11 protein-coding genes and 1 other annotated feature are annotated in these 11,869 nt (G+C 39.6%); of the genes, 8 read left to right on the top strand and 3 right to left on the bottom strand.

Going from position 1 to position 11,869, the window contains the following annotated elements:
* The first annotated feature begins 22 nt into the window (after positions 1-22).
* Together GS400_RS15455 and asnB are read left to right on the top strand one after the other, a co-directional pair.
* Positions 23-1,003 (top strand): nuclease-related domain-containing protein, encoded by a 981-nt coding sequence (locus GS400_RS15455; protein ID WP_236560985.1) that lies wholly within the window; start codon positions 23-25, stop codon positions 1,001-1,003.
* A 321-nt stretch (positions 1,004-1,324) separates the two neighbouring features.
* Positions 1,325-3,232, top strand: a complete 1,908-nt coding sequence (gene asnB, locus GS400_RS15450; RefSeq protein WP_160103241.1) for an asparagine synthase (glutamine-hydrolyzing) — start codon at positions 1,325-1,327, stop codon at positions 3,230-3,232.
* Here the strand turns inward: asnB and GS400_RS15445 are convergent.
* Together GS400_RS15445 and GS400_RS15440 are read right to left on the bottom strand one after the other, a co-directional pair.
* Complete coding sequence (locus GS400_RS15445; RefSeq protein WP_236560983.1) at positions 3,225-4,115, bottom strand: C39 family peptidase; 891 nt, start codon at positions 4,113-4,115, stop codon at positions 3,225-3,227. The genes asnB and GS400_RS15445 overlap by 8 nt on opposite strands.
* 90 nt (positions 4,116-4,205) lie before the next feature.
* Positions 4,206-4,721, bottom strand: coding sequence for a gamma carbonic anhydrase (locus GS400_RS15440; RefSeq protein WP_160103239.1), 516 nt, complete (start codon positions 4,719-4,721; stop codon positions 4,206-4,208).
* Between the two features lie 76 nt (positions 4,722-4,797).
* On the opposite strand from GS400_RS15440, the gene GS400_RS15435 reads away from it, so the two are divergent.
* Positions 4,798-5,577 (top strand): alpha/beta hydrolase, encoded by a 780-nt coding sequence (locus tag GS400_RS15435; RefSeq protein ID WP_160103237.1) that lies wholly within the window; start codon positions 4,798-4,800, stop codon positions 5,575-5,577.
* 46 nt (positions 5,578-5,623) lie between these two features.
* Entirely contained in the window at positions 5,624-6,661 is a 1,038-nt protein-coding gene (locus GS400_RS15430) for a tetraprenyl-beta-curcumene synthase family protein (protein ID WP_160104652.1), read from the top strand.
* Between the two features lie 14 nt (positions 6,662-6,675).
* Here the strand turns inward: GS400_RS15430 and GS400_RS15425 are convergent, their stop codons facing one another.
* Complete coding sequence (locus tag GS400_RS15425; protein WP_160103235.1) at positions 6,676-7,239, bottom strand: tRNA 5-(aminomethyl)-2-thiouridylate-methyltransferase MnmM; 564 nt, start codon at positions 7,237-7,239, stop codon at positions 6,676-6,678.
* A gap of 139 nt (positions 7,240-7,378) precedes the next feature.
* Here GS400_RS15425 and GS400_RS15420 point away from each other — a divergent pair, with 139 nt between their 5' ends.
* The 4 genes from GS400_RS15420 to GS400_RS15405 all read left to right on the top strand — a co-directional run bounded on the left by GS400_RS15420 (position 7,379) and on the right by GS400_RS15405 (position 11,815).
* A complete protein-coding gene (locus GS400_RS15420) occupies positions 7,379-7,660 on the top strand; it encodes a DUF2524 family protein (protein ID WP_160103233.1) in 282 nt (93 codons plus the stop codon).
* Positions 7,661-8,270: 610 nt separating this feature from the next.
* Positions 8,271-8,488: a binding site (T-box leader), on the top strand.
* Positions 8,489-8,560: 72 nt separating this feature from the next.
* A complete protein-coding gene (gene leuS / locus GS400_RS15415) occupies positions 8,561-10,978 on the top strand; it encodes a leucine--tRNA ligase (RefSeq protein WP_160103231.1) in 2,418 nt (805 codons plus the stop codon).
* A gap of 168 nt (positions 10,979-11,146) precedes the next feature.
* Positions 11,147-11,455 (top strand): rhodanese-like domain-containing protein, encoded by a 309-nt coding sequence (locus GS400_RS15410; RefSeq protein ID WP_160103229.1) that lies wholly within the window; start codon positions 11,147-11,149, stop codon positions 11,453-11,455.
* 21 nt (positions 11,456-11,476) lie between these two features.
* The gene (locus GS400_RS15405; RefSeq protein WP_236560981.1) at positions 11,477-11,815 is read left to right on the top strand and encodes a rhodanese-like domain-containing protein; all 339 of its coding nucleotides are present in this window, start codon (positions 11,477-11,479) and stop codon (positions 11,813-11,815) included.
* The last annotated feature ends 54 nt before the right edge of the window (positions 11,816-11,869 follow it).

The raw sequence follows: 11,869 nt of genomic DNA, 5'->3' as shown, positions 1-11,869 counted from the left end.
ACTGTATATTTTAGGAAAAGGAGTGATTTTTATTAGACGTGAAGACAGAGCTGTACCCATTGTCCTTTTACAAGAAGAAGCGCTTCTGGAAAGGCTGGTAGAGACGTTTCCCGAAAGGAATATTTTGAAAGAGAGTATTTCTAGTAGACAAGCCGGTCATAGAGGAGAAATTACTCTCTATTACTACCTTCGTTTTTTACCTGACAAAGAATACCACATCATACGAGGCGTACGTTTAATTATTTTTGGCGAACCATGTCAAATTGACACCCTCGTGTTAACACCTCGCGCAGCTTTTATTATTGAAGTGAAAAATCTCCAAGGCGAACTTAGTTATGATGAAAACTCCGGTCAATTTACACAAACGACAGCAAAAAGGGGGAAGAAATCTATTGCTAACCCACTTTTACAAGTAGAGCGCCATCAACTCCAATTTGACAAATGGCTCCACTTTCAAAAGATATTTTCTTACCCCATAATCCCACTTGTTGCAATCAGTAACCCCTCCACAATACTGAACTTCCCACAAGGAAACCCTCACCAATGGAAGATTGCCCATTCTGAGAATATACCTACGAAAATTAAACAAATCGAACAGAACTATGCTTATCGAAACCAACCTGTAAATATTGAATGGTTAGAGAAGAGGTTAATAGAAGACCATAGGCCGGGGTATTATAATACTTTAAAAAAATTTGGTGTCTCCCCAACTGAATTAATAACAGGGGTGAGGTGTAATAATTGCTTAAGATATAAGATGGTGAGGAAACGTAAAAGGTGGGAATGTATTCACTGTGAGCATAGGTCATTAAATGCAGATGCTAAAGCTATAGCAGATTATTTTTTACTATTTAAGTCAAGCATTACTTCTAAAGAATGCCGCGAGTTTTTACATCTTGAAAATAGGTACCAAGCTATAGGAATTATGAAGAGATTAGGGCTTGAAAAAGAAGGAGCGAGTACAGGTACAATTTATAAAAGACCCAAATCAATTATTAAATGAAGAATAACAATATAAAGTAAGAACATTATTAAATATTAAAGAGACTTAGAAAGAGAATCCCACGCCGGGGAAGGAGAGTCGCACGCCCAGGAAGGAGCATCCCACGCTCGAGAAGGAGCATCCCACGCCGGGGAAGGAGAATCGCACGCCCGAGAAGGAGAATCCTACTCCCGAGAGGAAGATATCCACCCACAAAAACCCCCAAAACCATAACTTTTCCACCCTCTCCCTCTCTTTTGTGTTTTTCTTCCTATCGATTTGGGGTATGGTTTTGTGATAAACTAAAACAGTTAAATGTGACAGGAAAGCGAGGACCAGTGTATGTGCGGTTTTATTGGAGTTATTAGACATAACCCATTTCAATTAGATGAACAAGAACAGCAACAGTTTAAGCGAAGAAATGATATTATTACCCATCGTGGTCCAGATGATGAAGGATATTATCATGATGAATACATATCGTTTGGTTTTCGTCGTTTAAGTATTATTGATATAGAAAGTGGCCACCAGCCGTTCAATTATGAGGATGAGCGTTATTGGATGGTCTTTAATGGTGAGGTTTATAACTACGTTGAACTTCGTGATGAGCTTATAAAAGAAGGTTATGAATTCGAGACTGAATCAGATACTGAGGTCATCATTGCGATGTTCCGCCACAAAAAAGAAGAAGCTTTTGCACGTTTAAGAGGGATGTTCGCCATTCTAATCTGGGATAAACAAGAGCAGACGTTCTACGGTGCGCGTGATCCATTTGGTATCAAGCCACTTTTCTATTCTGAACAAAACGATCAAACGTATTTTGCTTCAGAAAAGAAAAGTATTACACTTCTTCAAGAAAATGAGCTTGTTAATACAGAGGCGCTACAGCATTATTTAAGTTTCCAATACGTTCCTGAGCCACTAACGCTAACAGATGGTATTAGCAAAGTAGAGCCAGGTCATTATTTTGTGAAAAAGCCTCAAGAAAAGATTCGATTCACACGTTTTTGGCATTCTACATTCACTCAAGTTCAGGGTGAAGAGAGTCAGTGGATTAAGCGAATCCAAGATGTGATGTATGATTCCGTCAACGTTCACATGCGTAGTGATGTGCCAGTAGGTTCATTCCTATCTGGTGGAATTGACTCATCTATTATCGTGGCAATGGCCCGCGAATTTAATCCGAATATCAAGACTTTCTCAGTCGGCTTTGAGCGTGAAGGGTTTTCTGAGGTGGATGTTGCAAAAGAGACAGCTGAGAAACTTGGCGTAGAAAATATTTCTTACACGATTACGCCTGAGGAATATGTTCAGAAGCTACCTAAAATCATGTGGCATATGGACGATCCATTAGCAGACCCTGCATGTGTACCTTTATACTTTGTAGCACGTGAAGCACGTAAACATGTTACGGTTGTGCTTTCCGGTGAAGGTGCTGATGAATTATTTGGTGGATACAATATCTATAGAGAGCCAGAATCCTTGAAGATGTTCGATTCGATTCCAAAACCTGCAAAAGGCTTACTATCTCGTGTTGCAGAAGTACTACCAGAAGGCGTAAAAGGGAAGAGTTTCTTAGAGCGTGGCACAACTCCTCTTCATGAGCGTTATATTGGGAATGCAAAAATGTATGAGGAAGATGAGAAGAAAAAGCTGTTAAAAGATTATTATGATCAGAAGACATATCAATCTTTAACAGGTCCATTATATAAACAAGTGCAGTTGAATCATCCAGTGAATCAGATGCAATACATCGACATTCACACATGGTTACGCGGCGACATTTTATTAAAAGCTGACAAAATGACGATGGCGAATTCGCTTGAATTACGTGTTCCATTCTTAGATAAAGAAGTCTTTAATGTGGCGCGTGAAATTCCGGTGGATATGAAAATTGCTGACGGTACAACGAAATCTATCCTACGAAAAGCTGCACGTGGCATTGTTCCGGATCACGTACTAGATCGTAAGAAACTTGGATTCCCTGTACCAATTCGTCATTGGTTGAAAAATGAGCTCTATGATTGGGCTAAAACACTCATTAGAGAAAGTGAAACGGATCATTTAATTGAAAAGCAAGTGGTCTCTCAACTATTAGAGGATCATGTGAACGGGAAAGGAGATTACTCCCGTAAAATTTGGACTGTACTTATGTTTATGCTATGGCACCAAATTTTCATCGAGCGTAAGTATCCTTTTGAGGATTTAGTGGAAGAAGACAAATCAATAAGCAAGCTAACCATTACTTAATTGTAATGGCTTGCTTGCCCATCTGCACCCAAGCTTCTCGGAAGTCCGATATGGGTGCTTTTTTATTTTTTCCTAAAGGGTCATTGAAATAAATGAATTCTTTGTCATATCCCGTGACTAAAACTGAGTGTTCCTTCATGGTTATGGATTCAGGTCCATCTGGTGTTAGCCATGTTTGAAACAATTCTTCGGGTAACTTTTTATACGTTGTATTTGTAATCACCCAAACGGGACGGTTTTCATTTAGATGCTCCAATATTTTATAGAAAGACTCTCCTGAAAAATTTTCTACTCGATCTTTTGCATAAGTTCTGGCCAGCTTTTCAATAGGTTCATTATAGACACCGTAGCCTGGTTGGTTTAAATCATACATGTTGCCGACAAACCCCTTATGAGGGTTACCGAAATACAACTTGTCCCCTTTGGCTTTAAAAGGTGTAGGATCCTTTTGAATTTGTTCAGCTAGCGTCATTTTGTCGCTTTCTATATTGTGATACCGCAAAAGCATGGTTAGAGAAGTTACTTCGCATCCTCTGGGTAATTCTGGATATTGTCTGACTACCGGTGCATCTATATTCACTTTCTCTTTTAAGTGATATTGCTCAATTAATGGAACGATCGGCTCGAGTTCCATAGCGCCTAGGCTTGAGGCGGCTACATGATTTCTTTCCTCTGTATTCAAGAACCAATCAGAAAAGAGTGATGTCCACACGTCACGTTGTTGATGTACCGTCATGATAGCTAGTGCTAATGCACAACCAACAGAAAAAACCATATACCATCTAAGCAACCGCTTGTATTGAGATTGAATTTTGTTGGAGTTTGCCCCAAGCATTAGAAGAATACTTAATGTAACTACTCCAAGTGTAAGCGTAGCAAGCATACTGTGTGCGACACCTCCTTAACTATAGGTTCTCCACCCCCATGTTCCGTTAAGCTAGTGGATTAAACACTCACTTTCCAGAAAACAATGTTACTTTGATTGAATGGATTTGTAATACTGACCTTTTTCAACGTATTCACGTCTGATGCGATTCATCTCGCTAATATCTTCATCGGTTAATTCACGAACAACTTTAGCGGGACGACCTAATGCAAGCGTATTTGCAGGAATTTTTTTATTTGGTGGTACAAGTGATCCTGCCCCTATGAAAGCTCCTTCTCCTATCTCTGCTCCATCTAAGACGATGGATCCCATTCCGATCAAGGCATTGTCGTGTATGATCGAGGAATGAAGCATCACTTGGTGACCGACTGTTACTCCTTCGCCGATATGAAGTGGGCGGCCTGGACTTTGGTGTAGCATGCTTTGGTCTTGGATATTTGTATTTCTTCCAATATGCGTCGCTTCGACATCTCCTCGTATAACCGTTTTAAACCATATACTCACATTTTCCTCAATCGTAACATCGCCCGTAATAACAACATCTTCAGACACATAAGCTGATTTATGTATGTTAGGGGTTTTCCCTTTATATTGGTAAAACATTTGAATCCTCCATTCATGTATGGTGTTATAAATAGTATAACAAATGGAACAAGATGCTTGGGAAGGAGAACACTGTATGAAACAATGTTTAGCCGAAGATGCGAAAGCAACCGTTGTATTGGTGCATGGTGCATTTGAACATTCAGCACGATACGAATGGTTAGCGAAACGATGGCAAGAAGAAGGGTATAATTGTCTATACGCAGATTTGCCAGCTCATGGGGAACATGAAGGACCCCAAGGACATATCGACTCGTTTGATGAATATATAGAAGAAGTCACTACATGGATCAATCAAGCTCAAAATTTGGGCAAGCCGATTTTTTTGGTTGGACATAGTATGGGTGGTCTTATTACGATTCGAACTCTAGAAGAAAAACAACTTCCGATTAAAGGAGTTGTACTATCTTCGCCATGCTTGGGTTTGGAAAACCCTCCACCTAAGATTATGCAGCACCTTTCCAAGGTTTTAGATCGTGTGACTCCTAAAATGAAGTTCAACGGAAACTTAAATCCTGAACATGTCACAAGAGATGGAGCAATGCGAGAGCGGGATCAACAGGATCGATTAATTCTGAAAAAAGTATCTGTTAGATGGTTTCGAGAGCTAGATAGAGGCATGGACTTAGCTTTTGATCGAATTGAAGCTTATCCAGACTTGCCTACACTTGTGATGCAAGCTGGGCATGATAAAATTGTAGATAGAACGTGTACAAAAAAATGGTTTGATCAGCTTCCTATTCATGAAAAAAATCACAAGGAGTGGGAAAACTTATATCATGAGATTTTTAATGACCCTGAAAAAGAGGATGTATTTCAATACGCACTTCGGTTTGTTGAGAAGCACATAATATAAGGAGGGGACAAGCTTGTCTTCTGTACCCAAAAAAGCACTTCCATTAATGTTGAGGATTTATCGAAAGATTTTTCCTCAGGTACATAAAGAGTTAAGCCAATGGAGAGATCGAGCTGAAGAAATTCCGAATGAAGAGCTTCGCAAACAAGCGTTGGATTCCATTGAGGATAAAACGTTTCATTGTGAAGGCGGATCTGTGTACGCTATTTTAGCAAATGAAAATTGGAGGGAAGCAATTCGGTTTATCGTAGCATATCAGACGATATCCGATTACTTGGATAACCTGTGTGATCGGAGCACATCTCTGGACCCTGAGGACTTTAGACAACTTCACGAATCCATGTTGGATGCTCTTAATCCAGAAAACGACCTTAAAGATTATTATGCTTATCGTGAAGAAAAAGATGACGGAGGTTACTTGTCCTCTCTCGTTCAAACATGCCAAGATTCAATAAAGAAGATGCCCCATTATGATATGATTGCACCGTTTACACTTGAACTATCTTCAATATATGGGGATTTACAAGTTCATAAGCATGTTACGTTTGATGAACGAATTCCTCGACTTCAAACGTGGTTTAGAGATCATCAAGATAAATGGGGAGACTTATCCTGGTATGAATTTTCTGCGTGTTCTGGGTCTACTTTAGGGATTTTTTGTCTCGTTTCATATGGCTTTGGGGGGGAATTAAATAAGGAACTTGCTCGCCAAGTCTACAATAGCTACTTCCCTTATATGCAAGGCTTGCACATTTTACTCGATTATTATATCGACCAAGAAGAGGATAAAGAAGAAGGAGACTTAAACTTCTGTACGTACTATGATCATGAGGATCACATGAAAGAGCGTTTTGTTTATTTTATAGATCAGACGACAAAACATGTAGATCACCTGCCTCATGCCTATTTTCACCAAATGATTCGAAAAGGGTTGGTGGGGATGTATTTGGCAGATCAAAAAGTTGAAACCATTAAAGGTGCCCGCCTGATGGTGCGCGACTTGCTGAAGGTGAGCGGGAAAAGAGCGACATTCTTTTATGTGAATACAAAGCTTTATCATAAAATAAAACCCGGGATAGCGTAGTTACGCTCCCGGGTTTATTTATTTTCTATAGCTAAAATAAATGGAGGGTTATTTGCCTGGTTAATGAAACCATAACGAAGAACACGGTATTGTTTTTGGTCTAACTTTGATACATATTTTAATACTTCATCTCGTTCTTCTGCTCCACCTTCGTGCCCATGGTATACCACTAGTACAATAAGGCCGTTTTTCTTGATTCTTGTCAATAAGTGCTTCACTGCATCGACGGTTGATTGTGGTTCAGTAACGATTGATTTATCGCTACCCGGTAAATAGCCCAGGTTAAAAATCGCTCCACCAATATCCTCGACACCTTCAGGGATATACCAGGGGAGATCAGCGTGACTATCTTGTATTAGTGTTACATTTTCGACATGATTTTGCACTAATAAATCATTTGTGTTTTCAATGGCTTGTTCTTGAATATCAAAAGAAAGAACGCGTCCGTTTTGACCGACAAGTTTACTTAAAAATAATGTATCGTGACCATTTCCAGCTGTTCCGTCAACAACGGTTTCACCAGGAAGTACGGAGCCTTCTAACAGTTCATGAGAGTAATCCAAAACTCGTTGTAGCATGTTTCTCACTCGTTTCTGTGATCAGATTTTCTTTTCTAAAATATAACTCATTACGCATTGTAGCATGAAAGCACCGGATTCGAAACTTTTCCATGCATAGGAAAGGCTGTAGAGCACAAAGTACAAATGAGGTGATGATATGGCTACACGAGATTCCATGGAGCATTTAGTTTCCGAAGCCAATGAAAAGTTAGAATCCGCAAAAAAAGAATTAGATGAAGCCAAGAAACTAGGGTATAAAGCTGGTGAAGATTATACAGAAGCACAACTAGGCCTGGAAGATATGGAGAAAGAAATCGATAAAATGATGCACAGTGCCAACCACCAGCAAAAAGAAGAGCTGCACCGACTACATTTGCAAGTATCACAATGCTTAAATGATATGATTTTAGATCATGAAGATTTAAATCAATATGAATAAGAAAGGCGCAAGCGTCCGTTTAGCAACGTAGGGACTGGACTGAGCCCATAGTACGATTAACCAAAATTGCTGATTGGCAAGCCGACAGGCGCAGACAGAAGCTTAGTTGCCGTGGTACTTTCACCTAGAAATTTTAACTACGTCGACTTTCTTCCTTGTTAAAATTTCATGTCACAAACGTGTAAAGGAAACACGATGAACCTTGGTGAATCGATGTTGACTTATCGTACGGAGAAAGTATGGAATAAGGACGATCGGTTAATTTCGTCACGTCCTGTGACAACGTCGATCTGACCCACATCGTGTGGGCCCAAGTCCCTGAGTTGCTGGGCGATGGAGCTAGACATCTAGAGAATTAAAAGATTGGGCTGATGCTCAATCTTTTTTACTCATTTTTTTGCATTATACGTTCATTTTCTTCAGACGTACCTATACTTAGAAGTTAATGAGTTGCTCACACTTATTTTCTCCTTCCATTATTAGCCCCTTTACTTGGGTTACATGTATTAAGCTACTTCGTGTTCACAAATACAGTGTGAAAATAGGCATATGGTGCTTGACATTGCACATTAGCTTCATTAAAATTAGGAATTACAAACTATGAGCCGAATAAAAGACGAAGAAAAGGAGTAGTAATAAAACGCCTTGCATAAAGAGAGGTAGCGGTTGGTGGAAGCTATCCAAGGAGTTTTGTGAACTCGCCTTTGATGTTGCTCTTCTGAAATGGTAGTAAGATGAGACGTCATTCCGCGTTAAGGAACAGAGTGAGTGTACGTATACACTAACTTGGGTGGTACCGCGGGTAGAATAAAACCTCTCGTCCCAATCTTTTTGGGATGAGAGGTTTTTTGTATTCTCTCGTGTTTTATGAGGCGAATGAAATCAAAGGAGGAAAAGGGTATGTCTTTTGATCACAAGCAGATCGAAAAGAAATGGCAAGATTACTGGTATGACAACCATACGTTTAAGACAGATACACAATCAGATAAGGAAAAGTATTACGTATTAGATATGTTTCCTTACCCATCAGGATCTGGTCTTCACGTTGGACACCCTGAAGGGTACACAGCAACAGATATTATTGCACGCATGAAGCGGATGCAGGGATATGAGGTTCTACATCCAATGGGCTGGGATGCTTTTGGTCTACCTGCAGAACAATATGCGCTTGATACTGGAAACCCACCGAAAGAATTCACGAAGCAAAACGTGGACAATTTCCGTCGTCAAATTCAGGCGCTTGGTTTTTCATACGATTGGGATCGTGAAGTAAACACAACAGACCCTGAATACTACAAGTGGACACAATGGATTTTCCTAAAGCTTTACGAACGCGGTCTAGCTTACATTGATGAAGTACCTGTAAACTGGTGTCCAGCTCTAGGCACTGTTCTTGCAAATGAAGAGGTTGTAGATGGTGTAAGTGAACGTGGTGGGCATCCAGTTGAACGTAAGCCGATGAAACAATGGATGCTGAACATTACAGCTTACGCAGATCGTCTTCTTGATGACCTTGATGAAATTGACTGGCCAGATAGCATTAAAGAAATGCAGCGTAACTGGATTGGTCGTTCTGAAGGTGCTGATGTCCATTTCGGTATTGATGGATTGGATGACACATTCACAGTGTTCACTACTCGTCCAGACACTCTTTTTGGAGCATCTTATGCTGTGCTAGCTCCCGAACATCCACTTGTTGAAAAAATCGTAACAGCAGATCAAAAAGAAGCGGTTGATGAATATTTAAATCAAGTAAAGCTTAAGAGTGACCTAGAACGTACAGACCTAGCCAAAGACAAAACGGGAGTATTCTCAGGGACTTATGCTATTAATCCAGTTAATGGGAAGCAAATTCCTATCTGGATTGCGGATTACGTTCTAATGAGCTATGGATCTGGTGCAATTATGGCTGTTCCTGCTCATGATGAGCGTGACTATGAATTTGCTCAAAAATTCGACCTTCCTATTATTCCAGTTGTTGAAGGTGGGAACGTTGAAAAAGAAGCTTATACTGAAGATGGGCCACATATCAATTCTGATTTTCTAGATGGTCTTAAGAAAGAAGAAGCCATCGAAAAAGCAATTCAGTGGCTTGAAGAAAACGGTAAAGGTGAAAAGAAAACAACTTATCGCCTACGTGATTGGTTATTTAGTCGTCAACGTTATTGGGGCGAACCAATTCCTATGATTCATTGGGAAGATGGTAGCATGACTCCAGTAAAAGAAGAAGATCTTCCAGTTATGCTTCCAGAAACTTCTGAAATTAAGCCTTCTGGTACAGGAGAATCACCTCTTGCTAACATTGATGAGTGGGTGAATGTCGTAGATCCTGAAACAGGAATGAAAGGTCGTCGCGAAACAAACACGATGCCACAGTGGGCAGGTAGTTGTTGGTATTACCTTCGTTACATTGATCCGCACAACACTGAAAAACTTGCGGATGAAGAAAAACTTAAGAAATGGTTGCCGGTCGACATGTATATCGGCGGTGCTGAACATGCTGTACTTCACCTTCTATATGCACGTTTTTGGCACAAAGTTCTTTACGATGCAGGTGTTGTACCAACGAATGAACCATTCCAAAAGCTATTTAACCAAGGTATGATTCTAGGTGAAAACTCAGAAAAAATGAGTAAATCAAAAGGGAATGTTGTGAACCCAGACGATATCGTAGAAACACATGGTGCTGATACCCTTCGTCTATATGAAATGTTCATGGGCCCTTTAGAAGCATCCATTGCTTGGTCTACGAACGGTCTAGATGGAGCAAGACGTTTCCTAGATCGTGTGTGGCGTCTATTCGTAAACGAAAATGGAGAACTTACTGATAAAGTTGTTGCAAACAGTCAAGACACGACACTTGAACGTTCTTACCATGAAACAGTTAAGAAAGTAACCGAAAACTTTGAAGAACTTCGCTTCAATACAGGGATATCTCAAATGATGGTTTTCATTAACGACGCTTATAAAGCTGACGAAATACCAAAAGCATTTGCTGAAGGTTTCGTGAAAATGCTATCTCCAGTAGCTCCTCATATTGCAGAGGAACTAGGTACGAAGCTAGGCTATGAAGGTTCCATCAGTTATGAAGCTTGGCCAACTTTCGATGAATCCAAACTAGAAGATGATGAAGTGGAAGTCGTTCTTCAGGTAATGGGTAAAGTAAGAGCGAAAATGAAAGTTGCTAAAGATGCAACGAAAGAAGATCTTGAAAAACAAGCACTAGAGAATGAAACGATCCAAGAATGGATTGAAGGTAAAACGGTTCGAAAAGTGATTGCTGTTCCAGGTAAGCTTGTAAATATTGTAGCTAACTAAAAAAGTATAAAACTCCTGCCTTTCCTTTAAAGAGTGTAGGCAGGAGTTTTTATAATGAAATTTAATGCATAGTAATCTGATAGGGATGCATACCCTTAAGCGTACCTCTTGACTACAAGAGAAAAATATTTAAAAATGAGACAGTGCACGAAACGAGGAGGCTTATTAATGGACGAAGTAAAAGAAATAACAACAAAAGATTTACAAGAAAAATTAGAGAATAATGAATCACTGAATATTATAGATGTTAGAGAAGACGAAGAAGTTGCGAATGGAATGATTCCTACGGCAAAACACATTCCACTTCAGCAGATTCCTGAGGCTATAAATGACCTTGATAAAGATCAAGAATATATAATGGTTTGTCGCTCAGGTGGTAGAAGCATGAATGCAGCATTATTCATGAACCAACATGGGTATAAGACGATCAATATGGCCGGTGGAATGCTTGATTGGGATGGAGAAATTGTCTTTTAAACAAATAAAGGAGGTATAGGCGTGGAACTATTAGTTATCTTAGCATCTATTGGACTTATCGTATTTGTCTTAAATCAATACGTCTTGCCGTTCAACTATTTAAAGAAGATTGACCAACAATCAATCAATGATGATCGCTATTGTGTTATAGATGTACGTGACTATGTTTCTGCTCACCGAAGTCCATTTCCTTCTGCAGAAAACATTCCATTATCTTATTTACCACGAGCACTTAAAGAACGCTTTGACTGCTCAAAAGAAATTGTTTTAGTCAGCGATGATGTACGCGGGGCGCGGATTGCTGCAAAAATTATGCGTAAGAAGAAATTCAAATCAATCTATTATACAAGAGCATGTTAATATTTAAGCTACCTTATTAAATGATAGGGTAGCTTTTGCTTTTGTAAGGACTAT

Source organism: Pontibacillus sp. HMF3514, assembly GCF_009858175.1.
Classification (GTDB): Bacteria; Bacillota; Bacilli; order Bacillales; family BH030062; genus Pontibacillus.
The sequence above is the reverse complement of the archived record's forward strand: the minus strand, read 5'-3'. Positions and strand labels throughout refer to the sequence as shown.